This window comes from Calothrix sp. 336/3 (assembly GCF_000734895.2).
Classification (GTDB): Bacteria; Cyanobacteriota; Cyanobacteriia; order Cyanobacteriales; family Nostocaceae; genus 336-3.
Genome location: NZ_CP011382.1, coordinates 2,958,317 through 2,976,684 on the forward strand (window position 1 = coordinate 2,958,317; position 18,368 = coordinate 2,976,684).

Annotated in this window: 19 protein-coding genes; 9 read left to right on the forward strand and 10 right to left on the reverse strand. The window is 40.5% G+C overall.

Going from position 1 to position 18,368, the window contains the following annotated elements; genetic code table 11:
- Window positions 1-138: 138 nt before the first annotated feature.
- Window positions 139-774, forward strand: coding sequence for a metalloregulator ArsR/SmtB family transcription factor (locus tag IJ00_RS12490; RefSeq protein ID WP_046814805.1), 636 nt, complete (start codon window positions 139-141; stop codon window positions 772-774).
- Window positions 775-1,272: 498 nt separating this feature from the next.
- Complete coding sequence (locus IJ00_RS12495) at window positions 1,273-1,926, forward strand: hypothetical protein (protein WP_035153533.1); 654 nt, start codon at window positions 1,273-1,275, stop codon at window positions 1,924-1,926.
- A 72-nt stretch (window positions 1,927-1,998) separates the two neighbouring features.
- On the opposite strand, the gene IJ00_RS12500 is transcribed toward IJ00_RS12495, so the two are convergent.
- Window positions 1,999-2,778: an ABC transporter ATP-binding protein gene (locus tag IJ00_RS12500; RefSeq protein WP_035153535.1), complete on the reverse strand. Its 780-nt coding sequence runs from the start codon at window positions 2,776-2,778 to the stop codon at window positions 1,999-2,001.
- Window positions 2,768-3,901 carry a branched-chain amino acid ABC transporter permease gene (locus IJ00_RS12505; RefSeq protein ID WP_035153537.1) on the reverse strand — a complete coding sequence of 378 codons (1,134 nt, stop codon included), beginning with the start codon at window positions 3,899-3,901 and terminating at the stop codon, window positions 2,768-2,770. Before IJ00_RS12505 ends, IJ00_RS12500 begins: the two co-directional genes overlap by 11 nt.
- Before the next feature lie 375 nt (window positions 3,902-4,276).
- On the opposite strand from IJ00_RS12505, the gene IJ00_RS12510 reads away from it, so the two are divergent.
- Together IJ00_RS12510 and IJ00_RS12515 are read left to right on the forward strand one after the other, a co-directional pair.
- Entirely contained in the window at window positions 4,277-4,474 is a 198-nt protein-coding gene (locus IJ00_RS12510; protein WP_035153541.1) for a hypothetical protein, read from the forward strand.
- A 33-nt stretch (window positions 4,475-4,507) separates the two neighbouring features.
- On the forward strand, window positions 4,508-4,765 hold the full coding sequence (locus IJ00_RS12515; RefSeq protein WP_035153543.1) for a hypothetical protein: 258 nt from the start codon (window positions 4,508-4,510) through the stop codon (window positions 4,763-4,765).
- Window positions 4,766-4,878: 113 nt separating this feature from the next.
- On the opposite strand, the gene IJ00_RS28380 is transcribed toward IJ00_RS12515, so the two are convergent.
- Window positions 4,879-5,076: a hypothetical protein gene (locus tag IJ00_RS28380; RefSeq protein ID WP_144416035.1), complete on the reverse strand. Its 198-nt coding sequence runs from the start codon at window positions 5,074-5,076 to the stop codon at window positions 4,879-4,881.
- A 169-nt stretch (window positions 5,077-5,245) separates the two neighbouring features.
- On the opposite strand from IJ00_RS28380, the gene IJ00_RS12520 reads away from it, so the two are divergent.
- Together IJ00_RS12520 and IJ00_RS12525 are read left to right on the forward strand one after the other, a co-directional pair.
- On the forward strand, window positions 5,246-6,832 hold the full coding sequence (locus tag IJ00_RS12520) for a glucose-6-phosphate isomerase (protein WP_035153545.1): 1,587 nt from the start codon (window positions 5,246-5,248) through the stop codon (window positions 6,830-6,832).
- Between the two features lie 203 nt (window positions 6,833-7,035).
- Window positions 7,036-7,488 carry a dTDP-4-dehydrorhamnose 3,5-epimerase-like enzyme gene (locus tag IJ00_RS12525; RefSeq protein ID WP_035153547.1) on the forward strand — a complete coding sequence of 151 codons (453 nt, stop codon included), beginning with the start codon at window positions 7,036-7,038 and terminating at the stop codon, window positions 7,486-7,488.
- Window positions 7,489-7,524: 36 nt separating this feature from the next.
- Here the strand turns inward: IJ00_RS12525 and wecB are convergent, their stop codons facing one another.
- Both wecB and IJ00_RS12535 read right to left on the reverse strand, forming a co-directional pair.
- The gene (gene wecB / locus IJ00_RS12530; RefSeq protein ID WP_035153549.1) at window positions 7,525-8,640 is read right to left on the reverse strand and encodes a non-hydrolyzing UDP-N-acetylglucosamine 2-epimerase; all 1,116 of its coding nucleotides are present in this window, start codon (window positions 8,638-8,640) and stop codon (window positions 7,525-7,527) included.
- A 176-nt stretch (window positions 8,641-8,816) separates the two neighbouring features.
- Window positions 8,817-9,194 carry a hypothetical protein gene (locus IJ00_RS12535; protein ID WP_035153551.1) on the reverse strand — a complete coding sequence of 126 codons (378 nt, stop codon included), beginning with the start codon at window positions 9,192-9,194 and terminating at the stop codon, window positions 8,817-8,819.
- 1,071 nt (window positions 9,195-10,265) lie between these two features.
- On the opposite strand from IJ00_RS12535, the gene IJ00_RS12540 reads away from it, so the two are divergent.
- On the forward strand, window positions 10,266-11,576 hold the full coding sequence (locus IJ00_RS12540) for a type IV pilus twitching motility protein PilT (RefSeq protein WP_035153553.1): 1,311 nt from the start codon (window positions 10,266-10,268) through the stop codon (window positions 11,574-11,576).
- Between the two features lie 123 nt (window positions 11,577-11,699).
- Window positions 11,700-12,458, forward strand: a complete 759-nt coding sequence (locus IJ00_RS12545; protein WP_035153555.1) for a circadian clock KaiB family protein — start codon at window positions 11,700-11,702, stop codon at window positions 12,456-12,458.
- A gap of 72 nt (window positions 12,459-12,530) precedes the next feature.
- Here the strand turns inward: IJ00_RS12545 and IJ00_RS12550 are convergent, their stop codons facing one another.
- The 4 genes from IJ00_RS12550 to IJ00_RS12565 form a co-directional block, all read right to left on the reverse strand.
- Window positions 12,531-13,922: a cytochrome P450 gene (locus IJ00_RS12550; protein WP_035153556.1), complete on the reverse strand. Its 1,392-nt coding sequence runs from the start codon at window positions 13,920-13,922 to the stop codon at window positions 12,531-12,533.
- A gap of 239 nt (window positions 13,923-14,161) precedes the next feature.
- A complete protein-coding gene (locus IJ00_RS12555) occupies window positions 14,162-14,959 on the reverse strand; it encodes an SDR family oxidoreductase (RefSeq protein ID WP_035158963.1) in 798 nt (265 codons plus the stop codon).
- A 125-nt stretch (window positions 14,960-15,084) separates the two neighbouring features.
- Complete coding sequence (locus IJ00_RS12560; protein ID WP_035153558.1) at window positions 15,085-15,747, reverse strand: ABC transporter ATP-binding protein; 663 nt, start codon at window positions 15,745-15,747, stop codon at window positions 15,085-15,087.
- 249 nt (window positions 15,748-15,996) lie between these two features.
- Window positions 15,997-16,185: a hypothetical protein gene (locus IJ00_RS12565; protein WP_035153560.1), complete on the reverse strand. Its 189-nt coding sequence runs from the start codon at window positions 16,183-16,185 to the stop codon at window positions 15,997-15,999.
- A gap of 152 nt (window positions 16,186-16,337) precedes the next feature.
- Here IJ00_RS12565 and IJ00_RS12570 point away from each other — a divergent pair, with 152 nt between their 5' ends.
- A complete protein-coding gene (locus IJ00_RS12570; RefSeq protein ID WP_035153561.1) occupies window positions 16,338-16,847 on the forward strand; it encodes a hypothetical protein in 510 nt (169 codons plus the stop codon).
- On the opposite strand, the gene IJ00_RS12575 is transcribed toward IJ00_RS12570, so the two are convergent.
- Window positions 16,844-18,067, reverse strand: a complete 1,224-nt coding sequence (locus tag IJ00_RS12575) for an ABC transporter permease (RefSeq protein WP_046815003.1) — start codon at window positions 18,065-18,067, stop codon at window positions 16,844-16,846. The two genes, IJ00_RS12570 and IJ00_RS12575, sit on opposite strands and share 4 nt — an antisense overlap.
- Between the last annotated feature and the right edge of the window lie 301 nt (window positions 18,068-18,368).

Below are 18,368 nucleotides of genomic sequence, written 5' to 3' on the forward strand. Positions count from 1 at the left end.
TTTTCGTCTTCTTTGGTCACAGAATTAACATATCTTCAAATTTTCCTCAGGCATTACCCATACTGCATTAGAGAAAAAATAGTTAATAAATTTGAAGGAAAACTAATTAGATTTGAATCGAATTAATTATAGCACAGCATGACCAATGAACAATTTCAGAATTTGCTACGTTTTTTCAAAGCGTTAGCAGATGAAAGCCGATTGAAAATATTGGGTATTTTGGCAAATCAGGAGTATAGCGTTGAAGAATTAGCTGTTTTACTACAACTTAAGGAGCCAACAATATCCCATCATTTGGCAAAACTGAAAGAACTAAAATTAGTGAGTATGCGCCCAGATGGAAATGCTCACTTATATCAATTGGATATCCGAGAATTGCAAAGTATTAGCCAAGAAATCTTTACCCAAGAGAGAATAGCCTCCTTGGTGAAAGATGTGAATACAGAAGCTTGGGAAAATAAGGTATTACATACCTATATAGAAGGTGATATCCAAGCTACAGAAGTGATTCAACGCTTGAAGGAGATTCCCACAAGTCGCAAAAAGCGCTTGGTGGTTCTGAAGTGGATAGCGAATAAATTTGATTTAGGAGTCAGTTATCAAGAAAATACAGTTGATGAAATACTCCAGCGCTACTACCACGACTCCTCCACCCTGAAACGGGAGTTAGTAAATTCCCCATTCATGGAAAAAGAAAGTGGGGCTTATCGACGTTTGCCTGTATTAGATTTTCCAATGGATGCAGATAGAGTGCAGACAACTGGTGAAGGGTAAGTCAAATTACAACTATATGAAATAGCGAAGGAAAACAGAAAGGATATAGAAATTAAAGGATACGTGAAGTCCTTAATTCTCTATTCCCTATTCCTATCGCAACTTTATAAACCCAATTTGATGATTTATCGGTATATACAGTTCATCATGTCTAACTTGTCTTCATAGAATCTTTATATTCTATACGTATATGTATTTAAGTACTTTAAAGTCAAAAAAGTGCTTATTTAAACTAAAAATTAAGTAATTGCCGATATTTATTTCATTAAGGTATATAAAAAATTTACAATATTGGCGACATTTTCATTAAAAATATACAAAGAAGAGTGCGAGAACTGATTGGTTTTAGAGGAAGAATTAAGTAATATCCGTAGTACTCCTGTTGATAATCAGGAGAATATGAAGTTCCCCAACAGGCAAGGCTCATCTCTCAATTAGGGTGCAGTTGTTAGGCTTTATCGGCTGTGTTTAACTAGATACCCCTTGAATTATGGAATTATGCTGAAAAAAATTTTACTGCCGACCGTTGTGATTTCTGGTGCTGTTTTTATTATCTTGGCTACACTTTTAGCTTTGCAGGGTGCAAAACGAGTAGAGGTGCAGGTTGAGAATCAACAGGTTTTTTATGGTGATTTGAAAGATATTATTACGCCTCCCGTAGGGGCTTTATTAAGTCTGGGTGTGGGGCTAACCAGTGCGGTTTTAGTTGCGTGGAAGCAATCTGCCCAGAAATCTTCAGAACTAGAAAATCAAGCATCTCACCTGCGGCAACTGATTTCCGAAAAAGAAGCCATGATCGAAGAGTTGAAAAGTTCCCCCACAAGTGCACGGATGGCTCAGCTGAATTGGTTTTTAAACGAAGCCGAGACAACAGTGTCTGGCAAGCAGTTTACAAATACAACTGAGCAAGTTTTGACTTCAGAAGCAGATACCTTGCCTGTTCCTCATCAGATGGCAACACTGACGATGACGAATCAACCGACTTGGGTACAAATGTCTGGTGATATTACTGAACCTTTAGTAGTCCAGAGTGCTGCCCTGGTGGAAGAAAAAAGAAAAACCAAACAATTGAATCCTCAAACTGCTGCTGCCGTGTTCCCTTCTACACAGTCAGTAATGGGTTTAAATCATCGTCATACTGGTGAGTATTGAGTTACTGATAGCAGTGCCATAAAAAAGTATAAGTAAATACTTGTATTGTACACCGCTAACAGCGTCTACTGTTTAACAGCCCAAGTAAGCTTCTAAAACTTGGGGATTTTTTTGAATTTCCTCTGGTGTACCATCGGCAAGATTTTTGCCCTCAGCCAATACCCAAACGCGATCGCACAAGGACATAATCACGTCCATGTTATGTTCAATAATCAGAAAAGTCATGCCTTGCTGATTCCAAGCTTGGATGCGATCGCAAATTTCGTTAATTAATGTAGGGTTGACTCCGGCAGCTGGTTCATCCAGGAGAATTAATTTGGGGTTTGTCATCAGTGCTCTGCCCATTTCTAGGAGTTTTCGTTGTCCCCCCGATAATCCACCGGCATAGTCATGCGCTTTGTGTGCCAACCCTACCGATTCCAATAAAAACATGGCTCTTTCCTTGAGTTCCCTTTCTTCCTTGGCAATGACATGGGGTTGGAGTTGTACTGCCCAAAAGCTCTCACCTGTTTGTTTCTGGGCGGCTAGGAGCATGTTTTCCAGTACAGATAACCGAGACAGTGCCCGGGCAACTTGAAAGGTTCTGACTAAACCCTGTTGAGCTATTTTGTAACAAGGCAGGTGTTGCACTGGTTCACCGTCAAAGATAACTTTGCCTTTGTCACAGGTCAGAGAATTGGAGAGTAAATTAAATAAAGTGGTTTTGCCTGCGCCATTAGGACCAATTAAGCCGGTGATACTGCCAGCCTTGACTTGGATTTCTGCACTATTGACAGCTTGGATACCACCGAAACTTTTACAGAGTCCACTGGCAGCAAGTAGGGGAAAATCAGACTGTTGGTTATTTGCCAAGGGTGAGTTCCTCCTTTTTGCCTAGGATACCTTGAGGTCGCCAAATCATTAATACCATCAAAATTAAACCAATTACCATGATGCGAAAAGCACCTAGTTGGTCAGAAGATATACTGGTAAAAATTTTCGGTAGAAATTCCCGTGTTAGGGCATCGTAGGCAAAGAAAATCACTGCTCCCAAGATAGTACCAACATTACTGCCAGAACCTCCGAGAATCACCATAATCCAGCAATCGAAGGTGAGTTGGGGTTGAAAGTTATCCGGGTAAATGGCACTCAACTGCCAAGCAAAGAAAGCGCCAGCAATTCCCGCGATCGCGCCACCTAACATGAATGATTGTAATTTATACCAAAAAACATTCTTACCCAAGGCTTTCGGTACTTCCTCATCTTCCCGAATGGCTTTGAGAACTCTGCCCCAGGGCGATCGCACTAAAATTTCTAAGCGCCAAAACACAAAAGCTAGTACTAATAGGCACACCACCATTAAGCCTGTTTTGGGATTGTAGTTATACAGGGTGATGACACCCGAAATATAAATGGCAATAGATAATAAGCCTAAGAACACACTAACAAATAGACGTGTGATAAATTCATCTTTGCTACCGATGGGCTTATCTCCCACTGTTCTAGGTTTGACAGCCAATACCCATCGCCCCAATTGCCATAGACTTACACCAGCAAGAAAACTTAATAACCCAATCATCACCAACTTAGAAAATAAATTGGGGTTAAAATTTGCCAGGGGTATAGAGTAACTTTGAACACCAAAAGCCCCAGATAACCAAGTATCACCTACAGGTAAATCCTGGTTATTTACGAATAAACGAATTAATTCTCCACCACCAATAGTGACGATCGCCAAGTAATCTTCTCGCAGACGCAAAGTCGAAAAACCAATAATTAAGCCTAATGCCGCCGCGAGAATTGCGCCCAAAATCACAGCTAAAATTATGGGCACACCTTTGAGACTTAACAGCACAGTGGTGTATGCTCCCAAAGTCATAAAAGCTACATGACCAAAGTTAATTAAGCCCGTAAAACCCCACTGTAGGTTTAACCCCAAGCCAAACAGGGCAAAAATAGACGTGGAAATTGCCAGAAAAACTAGATACTCAGTCATTAGTTCAGCGATTTGTTCATAACATCAAGAATGGAGCTTTTGAAAAAAATAGATTTTCGTGGTTAATGGGGATTTTCCCAGATGAAATTATTCCCTTTTACTCACTTCTGCAAAAAGCCTAGTACCGCTACGCGGAATGCTCCCTTCGGGAGAGCTAACGCTAACGTAATTACTTTGCTGCAAGTGTTTCAGACATTTGGAATGGGTGGTTTTTTTCAGCCACCCTGTACTAGGCTGGTAAATAAATCTTCTTATACTCCTTACTCCTTACTCCCTGAACCCTACCCACCAATGTTGGTTTGGTCGAGTACCAGTGTTAACTATCACCCAAATTTGGGCAGACTAAAAATGATTGTACTGTCTGAGTAAGTCGAGATGAATTTATTACGTTTGAGAATTCATCACTTGATTGAGAAATTAGGGGATGAGGACTTAGAGCAGGTCTGGCAAGCAATGTATGCTTTATATTGTGATTTTTATATGCTGAGAGCCATTCAAGAAGCCAAGCGATCGCAACAACCCTGGGACACCTTCACCCAGGAAGAAGCCATACAACTACTACATTCCTCTTGATTTAATCTGCACTCTCTTCCCTAAAAATTACCTATGAATATAGAAGTGCGCTATGAACGCTCATTTCTACTAGATTTGAAAAGTCTTGAACCTGCTGCCTACGAGATGGTGTATCATTTTGCGTTCATTGACTTTGTGCAAAATTTACCCTTAAGCTCCCTACCAGGATTACGCCAAATTGATCAAGAGGGGATTTTTTACCGCTTTAATTTGGAAAATTACCTAATTGGCATTGAGATGCGGGGGCAGATTATTAAATTTTTACGTGTGATTCCCACGCCAGATGTTTAGCTGTGTGAAGCTGAAGAATAGATAAATGCTGGAGTAGAGTTCGATTATTAAGGGGCGATCGCCATCTGAAATCTATCTATTTCACCTATTCTGTAATCCAACACCAAATATAGTTAACAATTCCTCACAGGATAATTTCCAGAACAATCGGCTATATTCTTGGGGCAGTAACTGTCGCAACGGTTCGATAATCTGCTGTCATTCCTGATTCCATTCACCAAACCGAGCAATAAATTTTCTACAACTTGGCACTCTCCTACTTGTAATGTAACTTCCCGCCATTCCCAATCATCTGGCGACAAGTTCATCATCACCTCTTGATCATCTGCTATTTACCCTCCACCCCCTAACCTTCTCCTCCACAGAGTTCTAGCAGTTCTTACAAAATCAACATTTAAAACTGTATAGCAAGCACAGGGAAGGTCAGACCCTTAGCTTACACTTGATTTGGAAAAGCAATTTTATTTGAGACTTCCCCCTATGGACGCTACGGCACTTTGGCAAAGATACCAGAAATGGCTGTATTTCCATGAAGGACTAGGATTTTACCTAGATGTCAGCCGGATGCGGTTTGATGATACTTTTGTGGAAACTTTAAAACCCAAGTTTGAGAAAGCTTTTGCGGATATGGCAGCACTGGAAAAAGGTGCGATCGCCAATCCTGATGAAAACCGGATGGTGGGACATTACTGGTTACGCAACCCTGATTTAGCCCCAACTCCGGAACTTACCCAGGAAATAGTTGGTTCTATTGAACAAATTGAGGTATTCGCGGAAAAAGTCCACACAGGAGCGATTCATCCTCCCAAGGCGGCACGGTTTACTGATATTATCTCTATCGGTATCGGCGGTTCTGCCCTAGGACCTCAATTTGTGGCGGAAGCTTTAGCCCCAGATTTTCCACCCCTAGCGATTCATTTTATTGACAACACTGACCCCACGGGCATTGATCGCGTCCTCACCCAGGTGCGTAATCGTCTTTCTAGCACCCTAGTGATTGTCATTTCTAAGTCTGGCGGTACACCAGAACCTCGCAATGGCATGATTGAGGTACAAAAAGCCTATGCCGGACAAAACCTCGAATTTGCTCAATACGCGATCGCCATCACCACAACTGGCAGTAAATTAGACGCGATCGCCCAATCTCAAGGGTGGTTAGCAACATTCCCCATGTACGACTGGGTAGGGGGAAGAACTTCCGAACTCTCCACCGTCGGTTTAGTACCTGCGGCTTTACAAGGTATCGACATCCGCGCCATGCTTGATGGTGCCAAGGAAATGGATGATGCCACCCGTATCCCCGACTTAAAAAACAACCCTGCTGCCCTCCTTGCCCTTTCTTGGTACTATGCTGGCAATGGTAAGGGTGAAAAAGATATGGTTGTCCTCCCCTACAAGGATAGTCTGCTACTATTTAGCCGTTACCTACAACAGTTGGTGATGGAGTCCCTAGGTAAGGAAAAAGACCTAGATGGCAACACCGTTTATCAAGGTATTGCAGTTTACGGTAACAAAGGTTCCACCGACCAACACGCCTATGTGCAACAATTGCGCGAAGGTGTACCTAACTTTTTCGCCACTCTCATTGAAGTTTTAGAAGATCGTAAGAACCCATCTCCGGAAATTGAACCAGGAATTACCGCCGGTGACTACCTCTCTGGTTTTCTCCAAGGAACCCGCCAAGCACTCTACGAAAATCACCGCGACTCCATTACCCTCACCATCCCCCAAGTCAATCCCCGCACCGTTGGCGCTTTAATTGCCCTCTATGACCGAGCTGTGGGTTTATACGCTAGCTTGGTAAATATCAACGCTTACCACCAGCCTGGAGTGGAAGCAGGCAAAAAAGCTGCCGCCGAAATTCTGGATTTACAAACCCAGGTTGTTGAGGCACTCCACAAAGAGAAAACCGCACTCTCCTTGGAGCAAATCGCCCAAAAAATCGGCAAACCAGAGCAAGTTGAAGCAATTTACATCATCCTTCGCCACCTCAGTGCCAACCAACGCGGCATTGTTTTCCATGGCAACCCCTCTGTACCCAGTAGTTTAACGGTTGCCTTGGGCTAAATCTCATCAATTCGATACCATATTTTTGTCAATATTGTTGCAACTGCAACAATATTTCATATTAAAACATCTAAAATGAAAGTAATAGTTGCAGTCGTTCCGGTTGGTATGAAAACGAACAATTAAAGTGAAAAAAATCACTTCTCTCCAGCCCCTCAGCTTCTGTAACTTTTTACTTTTTAATTTTTTACAAGAATATAGCTATGCATAAATGCAGGGGAATTGAAATCCGTAAGTTGGAGTCAATTAAAGGGGGAATGGCAGAGTTTTTCACTCCCCAAACCAGCCATGAAACTATGCTGGTACAAATTCCGGCTGGAGCAGTTGATGATTTGTTTGTTCACAAAACCCAAACCGATCAGCTTTTAGTGGTGCGGGGTGAATTCATAATTGTGACATTAGTTAACAGAAAGTATCAGTATATTCCCTTAAGCGATCGCCATCCCGCAGTCATCACCATTCCTCCAGGAGTATTGCATGGCGCAATTAATCTCACCAACGAACCATGTTTAGTGGTGAACGCCGTTCTACGCCACAAACCAACCCATGAAAAAGATTACATCCCCCGTCCCCGCCCCTACCCCTACGACTTAGCAGCCGCCGCCGCCGTTATGGAAGATTTGCGTAATTCTTCCCCTAACATAATTTCACTTTAATTGAGGTAATGGGCAACAGAAATGCTTCCTGCTTTCCTAAGCCCTTGCCAAAAAATCCTTCACAATTTGCAATATTCTGGCAGATGCTTGACCATCTCCAAAGGGATTAATGGCATTTGCCATGGTGTTATAGGCATCTTCGTTACTCAGTAATTCGGCGGCGGCAGTAAAAATTTTCTGGGGTGCTGTACCCACAAGCTTTGCTGTCCCGGCACTCACAGCCTCCGGGCGTTCTGTTGTCTCACGTAATACCAGTACAGGTTTACCCAAACTAGGTGCTTCTTCCTGTAAACCACCAGAATCAGTCAGAAGTAGATGACATCGGGCGATCGCCCCTACCAATTCACCATAATCTAAGGGTTCCGTTAAAAATACCCGTGGGTGTTCCCCCAACATTGCCTGCAAAGGTTCCCGTACCGTTGGGTTACGATGCAGAGGCAATAATAAAGCCGTATCCGTAAACTTCTCTAAGATTTGTAAAAAACCCTCGGCAATATCCTTCAAGGGTTCCCCCCAATTTTCCCGACGATGTACCGTTGCCAGCAACACCCGATAATCATCCCACACCAAACCGGAAACATTACAAGTAGGTTTATCTGCTGCCACATTCAACAGCGCATCAATCACCGTATTCCCCGTCAGATGAATTTCCCCCAATACCCCCGATTTCTTTAAATTCTCCACAGCTAAGGGAGTCGGAGCAAAATGTAGTTGAGTAATTTGGGAAATTAATCTCCGATTTGCCTCCTCAGGATAAGGATTCCACAAATCGTCAGTTCTTAACCCCGCTTCCACATGACCCACAGGAATCTGATGATAAAAAGCAGCCAAAGCTGCGGCAAAAGCTGTGGTTGTATCTCCCTGCACCAGCACTAAATCTGGCTTTTCCTTCACCAACAAATGTTCTAAACCCTGCAAACTCCGACAAGTAATATCACTCAGAGATTGCTTCGCCTGCATAATTTCTAAATCATCATCAGCATTCAAGTCGAACAAACCCATCACCTGTTCAACCATTTCTCGATGCTGTCCCGTTAATATTACCCGACTCTCACAATCAACATCATTTCGGAATGCTTGGATTACGGGTGCTAATTTAATTGCCTCTGGACGAGTTCCTAAAATAATATAAATTTTAGTCATTTGGGTCATGCTTCAAGGTTCAATAGTCCATGGTATAGCAGGCGATAGGTAACAGGAAAAAGAAGTCCGGATGTGAAACCCAAGCCTTTTAGACTCTTTAACTATCAAAACTGAGATTTTCAACTCCAAACGAAAAAACCCGGATGTACCGGGCAGATGCACTGTTTGTCGAATTGTGGTGATGTTTAGATTTTGATATCGCAAGTTAGGGGGCAAGCAGCATAAACGGCAGAAGTATTGTTTTCTTCGACTTCACCATGAAGCCAACTCAACCACTTAACTTCCTTGGGATGAATACCCTTAGCAGTCAATACTCCAGCAGCAATCATTACTGCCAACACATTAAATAGAATTAAACCACCCGCTACCAACAAAACAGCGCTCACAGGCATTACAGACTGCAACACAATAGACAACAGACATCCGACCGTAGCCATCAACACCACTAAAGGAAAACCGACAACCAGCAAGCATACTGCCAATGTAAAAGTCCATATTAGGAAGCTTTTAATCATCAACAAGGAATCAGTCTTACCTAAGTTAGAGGTTTGAGACAAAGTCATATCTTTATCCTCGCAAATATGCTAAAAAACCTTGATTCAGAAACTTTAACTAAATGTTGCTCTCCACTGGGATCAACGCTTAGTGAAGTCAAGTATATAAAAACCTATCGATAAGATGAGCATTTATTTAACAAAATTTACAGTTCATATTTCGTAACTATGATTTCCAGCAAATTCTAAATCTGTCTGAAATCGTAGCTTTGCCATCTATCTTCAGGCGGAAACATAAAATACTCATCAGAGAAAAAATGCCTAGAGAAAACCAGAATATTGATTAACTTGAATTTTATGGCTTGGCGAATTCCTAAGTCTATGTTCCCTAACCCGCAATTCTGGGCGCGAAGAGAGCTAAAGTTATCCAAAATTTAGAAATTTAGGTTACTTTCCTTGCAAAATATCTGTCCAGATAATCCGTTATCCAATTTACCTTGTTGAAATATCTGAGGACTGGGGAAAGGCAATAGATAGTTTTTGTGTACTAGCGTATGTCATAAATTAGGTTTATTTGCTTATCTATTAATTGTTATCCCATCTGCCCTTGGTGATTTTATGGGGCGAAATTTTGTTTGATGACATTCTTGAATCCTCAAGGCAATGCTCTCCCCTTTACATTTCTTATAATAAAACCCTGCTTCTCTCATAATTTTCCCGACTTCTGATAGAGATTCCTGAAAAACCTGCAATTGACCGACCTGTGAAGACAAGTTGAGAGAATATGCTCAACCACAAGCGCTCTCCGTACTTTTAGGTATATCAGTAAAAATAATATGGTTAATACTGCTTAATTACGGCAAAAATAGTGATGAATTTTACTAACAATAATAAGTTTAAATACTGAATACAATTCAGTATTAGACTGTGTTAGACATATTGGATATAGATATATAAACTTTTCTTTCCTTATTCCTGTTATTGAAAGTGTAATATTTATTACCTTTAATCAGGGAGGGAGAAAAAGAATTTTAGAGATGTTTATTCAGTTGTTTCTATTTAGACAATTGGAGCATCAACAGAGATAATTTTTCGCCAAACCACCAACCCGCAATACTACAAGAGTTCTTGCAAAATACTATGACAGAAGTACAGCGTCCACCAGGCTCAACCCCCAGCGTACCTCGCGGTGTCCCTCCTTTGCCTCCACCACCACCAACCATGAGTACTCAGCGTCAATTAACACAAACGCTAGAGTTACCAGTAGATAGAAGTGCAGGAAGAACTGCAAATCCCACAACTCCATCATCTGCAACACCTGCACCTGGTGCTGTACATCGTCCGGGAACACCACCACCAGCAGGAACAGCCCGTCCCAAAACCAATACTTCACAAATTACCTTAGAGCAGTTAATCCGTGAAGCTTTTGACAAAGGATATTCTGACATTCACTTGGGTGTTGGTGAAGTACCTCGTTACCGAAGTCGTGGGGAGATTCAACCCACAGAATACCCGGAAACTGATAATGAAACTTTTATGAGTTGGATGCGGGAGGTGATGACAGAGGGGGAAATTACTCGCTTTCAGGAGAGTTTAGAATTTGACGGTGCAACTCAATACGAATTTGCAAGGGTACGGATTAATGTTTTTGGCTCCCTTAAGGGATACGCCATGGTACTGCGTTTAATTCCGTTAAAAATATTAACAATGGAGCAGTTGCGCTTACCTACAGTTTTTCGGGATATTTGCCATTACCATAAAGGTTTAATTTTGGTGACTGGTCCGACTGGTTCGGGTAAATCCACAACGATGGCAGCAATGATTGATTACATCAATAAAGAGATGGCAAAACATATCATTACCATCGAAGACCCGATTGAATTTGTCCATCGCAGTCAAAAATCTCTAGTGAAGCAACGGGAGGTGGGAATGCACACCCGTAAGTTTGATAATGCGCTGAAAGCAGCTTTACGGGAGGACCCTGACTTGATTCTGGTGGGGGAAATGCGGGATAAGGAAACAGTAAATACTGCCTTAAAAGCAGCACAAACTGGTCACTTAGTAATGGGTACTCTACATACCAACAGTGCAGTAAAAACCATTGAGCGGATTCTGAATTTGTATTCTGGGGAAGAACAGGATGCAATGCGGGTTGCTTTAGCAGAGTCTCTAGTTGCGGTGATTGCCCAAGGTTTGTGTAAGACGACAGATGGTAAACGGGCAGCTTTCCACGATATCCTCATCAATACTGATGCGATTAAAGACTGGATTAAAGACGGTAAGTATGATGACATTACTGAATTGATGAAGCAAGCAAGCTTTGACGGGATGATTACCATGAACCAGTCATTGTTTAACTTGTATCAAGAAGGTCGGATTACCGAAGAAATCGCTTTGGAAATGTCGCCAACTCCTAACGAAATGGCTCAGTTCCTTCGAGGAAGAGTTTAGGGAATTATCCACAGCTTCCTATCGACTAAGTATGAGCTTGCTTGCTGTTCAAGGTAAGGTAGAGGTAGAGCGTAAAAATTGCTTTACCTTTGACTTTTTCTGTCACCTACCCATTGAAATGCTTTGATTATAGAAAAACCTTCTTTACCTCTACTCTATAAAGGCATAGCCTTGTTTACGCCGGGAGGAGATTTAATTTATTGTATCGACCCCAGTAAGCAAGGTCGATGGCATTTGCATCTATGTGCAACTTTGCAAGAAATTTTGAATTTAGTTGAGCCTCCACATTTTTTAGTACCTTGTTATACAGCAACTATTGACCGTTGGTTAGACCCACGGACGCAGCAGATTCGGACATTTGCAGAGGCTTATCCTGCTGTGATGCGTCACCAAGCGATATTGAATGCAATTTTTGGTACTAGGGATTTGGTGTGGCAAGCGACACCGTGGCAAGATGGTTTGTGCGATCGCATGGTACTAATGACCTATAAATCGACTTTTCCTCAATTGTGGGAAGATCATGATTTAATAGTTCGCTCTGACCCCACTGCTTCTGTATCTTTATACTCTTCAGAAAATGCTGATACACAACAGTTATACCCAAAAGCCCAAGCATACGTTTTACGTCTGTTTGTTGCGGGTCACAGTCCCAATACAGAGAGGATTTTAGAAAATTTGCATGATTTGTTAGAAAAATATCTGGGGCATCCATATACACTGAAGGTGATTGATGTATTTACTCACCCAGAGCAGGCAGAAATCAATCAAGTGACAGCAACTCCGACTCTGGTGAGAGTTGTTCCCCAACCCATACGACGGATTGTGGGGAATTTGGATAATGTGGATAAAATTCTCCAGATGCTGGGAGCAAAAGATAGATAATCCTGGTATGCAACCAGAGGTGAAGGAGTAAGGAATAGTAAAATTAATTCTCCAAGTTTTATGGGTGAACTACTACAGAGAAGATTTTTCTTGCAAAGCTAAATGAACTCCTCCTGCGGGTGTGAATGTTAAGCCACGACGTACAGGTTTAAGAGGTTGACTTTCTTGGAGAGTGAGTTTGTAGCGAGAGAGGATAGTTGCTAATACTATTTTCATTTCCAAGGAAGCAAAAGCCATACCTAAACAACGACGATTTCCCCCACCAAAGGGTAGAAATTCATAGGGTGAAAATTGCTTTTCTAAGAATCTTTCGGGTAGAAATTTTTCGGGTTCGGGATAGATATCACTACGGTGATGGGTGAGATAAATGCAGATTGAGAACATAGTTCCCTGGGGAAACTGGTAATCTAGCAATTGCATGGGAGCTTGGAGAATCCGGGGAAAAGCAAAGAACACAACTGGATAAATGCGTAAAGTTTCCGAGCAAACTGCATTGAGATAGGGTAATTTAGCAAGTTCCATGGGGTCTATATTTTCTAAGTCCACGGAATGCAATTCATTTAATAGTTTTTCCTTAACTTCTGGCAGATAATGTAACCAATATAATGCCCAAGCTATAGCAGTGGCAGTAGTTTCATGTCCAGCGAATAGCATGGTCATTAATTCATCACGCAATTCTGTGTCGCTCATAAATTGACCATTTTCATCCTGAACGGATAGTAATAAACTGAGAATATCTTCTCCTAAGGATTGATTCTGTTGGCGACGTTCTTTGATTTCTTGATAAAGTAATTTGTCTAAAATCGCTCTTTTCCTGATAAATTTACCCCAAGGACTCAGACTGCCTAAATCAATTTGTAGAGATTTTAAGAGGAGAAAAACTGCACTGATAGGAGATTCAAAGGAATCTAACATCTCTGTCAGAAGTGTTTGAATTTGTTGATAACGTTCTCCTTCCTGGAGTCCAAATACTGTACGCAGAATGACTTGCAAGGAAATTTCCTGCATTTTTTCCCTGGCAATAAATGTTTCTCCTGGGGTCAATTTATCCATGACTTGCTGGGTAATTTGTCGGAAAAGTTGACCATAGGCACGCATTCTTTCACCATGGAAAGGTGGCATAAGTAATTTACGCTGTTGAATATGGCGATCGCCATCTAATAAAATCAGAGAATTTGTCCCGACAAGGGGTTGAATGACTTCATTTCCAGAACCAGATAAAAATAATTTGGCATCAGCAGTAAAAATTTTTTGAATTGCTTCTGGATCGCTAATAATCACTTGGTCAGGAAAACTGGCAAATTCGGCAATAAATATATCACCCAGAGACTTCCTGGTAGTTTCCAAATAATATATTGGGCGCAAAATTCCCTTAATAGTCTGTAACCATTTCGGGTCTGCAACTTTAACGGGTAGCTTGGCAGAAAATTCTGTGTTTCCCGTATTTTGTTTAGTAACAACCATATTTCCACCCCAGTATATTTTATCTGTTTATATTTTATACATCATATTTTTTGTTTTCAAATGAATTCATGATTTGTAATTTCAGATTAATATCAATTAATTCAATAAAAAACAGGATTGAGCATTGTATTTACCTTATGCTCTTTCCTGCTTTATTTTGACAAATATTCAGTCACATCAACGAAATTTTTGATAATGTGACATTTATTGCATAACTATTATTTGAAGATTGATAATTATTACCTAACTTCTTGCATACTTCTGACAATTTTGGCAACTAATTTTCGAGGCGCAACTCTGGCAAATTCTGCCAATATTTTATTTTTCAAACCAGGAACTATAACGGTTTTATTCCGCATTAAACTGTGATAGCCAGCTTCTGCAACTGTTTTAGCTGTCATCATTTTCTTGCCTTTAACTAGACTGGTATCAGCCATTCCTGTAGTTTGATGAAATGGTGATTCAGTGGGACCAGGACAAAGAACAGTCACACTCACACCAGTACCTTCTAACTCATTGGCGATCGCCTCGGAAAAAGACAGAATATAAGCTTTACTGGCAAAGTAAACTGCCATGAGTGGTCCTGGTTGAAATGCAGCAGTGGAGGCAACATTGAGAATTTTACCATAGCCATTTTTGACCATTTCTCGGACAAACAATTTGGTAAGATGGGTTATAGCAACTATATTCACCTGTAACATTTTTAATTCAGTTGTTAAGTCTGTATTTGCAAATAATCCATGATTACCAAAACCTGCATTGTTAACTAAAATATCAACTCTAATAGACTCTTGTTGTAATTCGGTAAAAATTTCTGTGGGAGATGTAGATATAGATAAATCTTTGACGATAGTTTTGACTTTTATACCAAATTTTAATTGAAAATCATCAGCAATTCTCGGTAGCTCTGCACCATTTTTATCTACTAGGATAAGATTGTAACCATCATGGGCAAAAAAATAAGCTAATTCATAACCAATGCCACTTGCAGCGCCAGTAACTAGAACGGTTTGCTGAATATTTTTTGTGGGATTCATTTTATTAATTAGCATTGTGGAGAAGACAAAGTTTGCTTTTCATGATTCCATCTTTGAATCTGCAAATTCTGTAACTCCTGCAACTTCTATCATCATATTTTCAGGGTGGATTTTTCTGACTGAAATTATCCGACAACTAAACCATCTTGAACACGAATAACACGTTTTGTTTGAGCTGCAATATCTGGTTCATGAGTAACAATTACAATGGTAATTCCTTGCTCATTCAATTCTGCTAATAATTGCATAACTTCGTGGGATGTTTCTGTATCCAAAGCACCTGTAGGTTCATCCGCTAATACTAACGCAGGGTGATTTACTAATGCACGCGCGATCGCCACCCGTTGCTGTTGTCCCCCAGATAACTGACTGGGGCGATTATTTAACCTTTCTGCCAATCCTACCCTAGTTAAAGCAGCGATCGCCCTTTGCTTGCGTTGTGTCTTGGGAATATTTGCATAAACCATGGGTAACATCACATTATCTAAAGCTGTTGCCCGTGATAATAAATTAAATTGTTGAAATACAAAACCAATACGTTGATTTCTGACATAGGCTAATTCATCATCATCATAGCTGGTAAGATTGCGACTTTCTAATACATACTGTCCTGTTGTGGGACGATCTAAACAACCAATAATATTCATCAATGTGGATTTTCCAGAACCAGACATTCCCATAATTGCCACATATTCTCCCTGTTCCACGGAAAGATTAATTCCCTTCAGTACAGGTACAATCATTTCACCTAAACGGTAGGTTTTAGTAATATCATCCATCCAAATCATAGTTGTGTAATTAGTAATGAGTGGTGAGTAATGAGTAATGAGTAATGAGTTAGGACTTATGGAAGGTAAATGAATTTACACTATTGGGAGGTAGCTAAATAATTTCATGGCTTGAGTTCCTCCTTATTTTTCTGTGATTTATCTGGAAAATAAACTGGAAATCTTGATAAACTTTTCTATAATAACAATCGAAGCTTTTATAAGTAGTAATTACGCCAGTAAAAATTATCATACTGAAAAATAATCTATTCACTTACTATCAACATTTTCATCAATTCCATAGGAAACGCAAGGACTATCAACTTCTTGTTTGGGTTGAAAGGAATTACAGAAAATAACAACAGAACAATTCACAGGGGACTCTTCCGGATTTGTGCATTCTATGCCATCCGTTGTCAAGCTATGAAAAATACAATCATCACAAATAGTTGTTGCCATTTTTAATTGTCCATCAGCGAATCTGAAATAAGTCTGTTATCATTAACATTCTTAATCAAATGAGATAACAAAAATATATATTTTTTAAAAAAGGTTATAGAATTATCTTGCCTATTTTTTTCATAATAAAAATATCTTGATGGAGAAATATTATGGCTGGAAAATCTAGGGATTTTAGAGAACTCTTGCTAGAAGAACGAGCATCGCAAGAAACTCAGAATATGATTACAAGATTGAAAAAAGATATAGAATCCGGTGAATTAGGGGAATTTGCACCTAAAGCAATCGTTAAATCCCCAAAAAAGGAGAAAATGTCTGACATATTAGCTAAATTCGTCAAGCCTTATAAAGATACCGCACAGACAATAGATGATTTTTATAGTTTACTCACGATGGCTGTAATTGCTTGGAACGCATCTTTGTTGTCGGAAGACAAACAATTAGAAATGATAGATTCTCTTCTTGCAGACACCCTTGATTCTGCGCCCCCAGATGTTCAAGAAGAAATTAAAGAATTAATAGATGAATTAATCACTCGAAAAAACAAATATTTTGCCCATATTAAACGATATATCATCGATTTTAAGATAAAAGATAGAGGTCGAGACTATAGTATATCGGTTGTTTCTACCGTCATAAAGGAAGACAAAGAGGCAGATTAATCACTTCGTAGCGCCGTAATCGGATCCAGCGCAGCTGCATTTCTTGCCGGAATGACTCCAGCAATTAAACCCACAGCAAAGGAAAGTCCAAAACCAGCAATAATTGACCAAGGAGAAACAACAAAAGGGAAACGGAAAATATTTGCCGCGATAAAAGCGATAATAATGCCAATAACAATTCCCATAGCTCCACCGACAAAGGAAATCATCACCGCTTCTGCGAGAAATTGATTGAGAATTGCTGATTTCGTGGCTCCGACAGCTTTGCGGATACCAATTTCCCTGGTGCGTTCGACTACGGAAACTAACATGATATTGGCAATTCCAATACCTCCAACAAACAGAGAAATTCCAGCGATCGCCACCACCATAATTGTGAATAAACCCACCACATTCGTAAAGGTATTTATGATATCTGCTTGATTCGTGACGCGGAAATCATCTTCCTGGGGTGGGTAAATATTATGTCGTAACCGCAGAATATTCGTAACTTGAAACTGTGCCGCAGCAAGTTGTGTGGGGTCACTAGACTTGATTAAAATACCACTAACAGATACTCCCGACAAAGCATTATTCCCTACCAAACGAGCCGACATACTGGTAAGAGGAATGTATACAATATCATCTCGGTCTATCGGTCCCTGGGAACCCTTTGCCTCCATGACTCCAATTACCTCATAGACTTCCCCCCGTACCCGGATTTTCTCCCCAATGGCATTTCCCGCATCCGCTAATAAATCCCGACGCACGGTAGCACCTATTACCGCTACTTGTTTAGCATTATCCAATTCCTCTTGATTAAAATATCTGCCTTCCTGGGGATAAATATTTCTGGCATCTGGATAATTCAAATCTGTACCATAAACTGTTTTCGAGGAGTTTACCCCTTCATAAACCACCTGAGCATTACGTTGCAGGTAGGCAGAAACCACTTGAGCAGAAGGTGCTTGTTGGGCGATCGCCTTAGCATCTTCCCAAGTTAAAGTACTCGTAGAACCCAACCCCTGGGAAATATTTCCACTCCTGGCAGCTCCTGCCATCACCTGTAAAACATTGGTTCCCAAAGCTTGAATTTGCTGTTCCACACTTTTTTGCACACCTTGCCCCACGGAAGTAATCGCAATCACCGAAAAAATCCCAATAATCACACCCAGCATCGTCAATGCTGTACGTAATTTGTTACTCCAAAGAGCCTCAACTGCCATCGCAAATATTTCCATCAAGGAAACAGTATTACTTCTAGAAAAAGTACTTTTCCCTGACTGATATTGTTTTACGCTTTGGTATTCTTTTTGCATGGATAATGGCAAAGGTGACAATAAAAATAATTCCGAAATAATCCTGACTTTTCTTCTCCTTCCATAAGGAGCATCCCAATTTTGCAAAAATAAAAGCAAAAATAAAAGCAAAAATAAAATTTCTAGTGGGAGCATATTACTCCCTAATCTCCAGAAAACAGGCTAGAAGCCCGTACTACAAAAAACAAAAAAATTACACCTTGGAGATGCTCCACTCTTATCC

Bases quoted from the DNA above. Each gene is read 5' to 3' on its own strand.
- IJ00_RS12565 (WP_035153560.1), bottom strand. From the start codon at position 16,185: ATGGCAACAACTATTTGTGATGATTGTATTTTTCATAGCTTGACAACG.
- IJ00_RS12560 (WP_035153558.1), bottom strand. From the start codon at position 15,747: ATGATTTGGATGGATGATATTACTAAAACCTACCGTTTAGGTGAAATG.
- IJ00_RS12550 (WP_035153556.1), bottom strand. From the start codon at position 13,922: ATGGTTGTTACTAAACAAAATACGGGAAACACAGAATTTTCTGCCAAG.
- IJ00_RS12510 (WP_035153541.1), top strand. From the start codon at position 4,277: ATGAATTTATTACGTTTGAGAATTCATCACTTGATTGAGAAATTAGGG.
- IJ00_RS12575 (WP_046815003.1), bottom strand. From the start codon at position 18,067: ATGGAAATATTTGCGATGGCAGTTGAGGCTCTTTGGAGTAACAAATTA.
- IJ00_RS12520 (WP_035153545.1), top strand. From the start codon at position 5,246: ATGGACGCTACGGCACTTTGGCAAAGATACCAGAAATGGCTGTATTTC.
- IJ00_RS12525 (WP_035153547.1), top strand. From the start codon at position 7,036: ATGCATAAATGCAGGGGAATTGAAATCCGTAAGTTGGAGTCAATTAAA.
- IJ00_RS28380 (WP_144416035.1), bottom strand. From the start codon at position 5,076: ATGATGAACTTGTCGCCAGATGATTGGGAATGGCGGGAAGTTACATTA.
- wecB (WP_035153549.1), bottom strand. From the start codon at position 8,640: ATGACCCAAATGACTAAAATTTATATTATTTTAGGAACTCGTCCAGAG.
- IJ00_RS12505 (WP_035153537.1), bottom strand. From the start codon at position 3,901: ATGACTGAGTATCTAGTTTTTCTGGCAATTTCCACGTCTATTTTTGCC.
- IJ00_RS12515 (WP_035153543.1), top strand. From the start codon at position 4,508: ATGAATATAGAAGTGCGCTATGAACGCTCATTTCTACTAGATTTGAAA.
- IJ00_RS12490 (WP_046814805.1), top strand. From the start codon at position 139: ATGACCAATGAACAATTTCAGAATTTGCTACGTTTTTTCAAAGCGTTA.
- IJ00_RS12540 (WP_035153553.1), top strand. From the start codon at position 10,266: ATGACAGAAGTACAGCGTCCACCAGGCTCAACCCCCAGCGTACCTCGC.
- IJ00_RS12495 (WP_035153533.1), top strand. From the start codon at position 1,273: ATGCTGAAAAAAATTTTACTGCCGACCGTTGTGATTTCTGGTGCTGTT.
- IJ00_RS12555 (WP_035158963.1), bottom strand. From the start codon at position 14,959: ATGAATCCCACAAAAAATATTCAGCAAACCGTTCTAGTTACTGGCGCT.
- IJ00_RS12570 (WP_035153561.1), top strand. From the start codon at position 16,338: ATGGCTGGAAAATCTAGGGATTTTAGAGAACTCTTGCTAGAAGAACGA.
- IJ00_RS12535 (WP_035153551.1), bottom strand. From the start codon at position 9,194: ATGACTTTGTCTCAAACCTCTAACTTAGGTAAGACTGATTCCTTGTTG.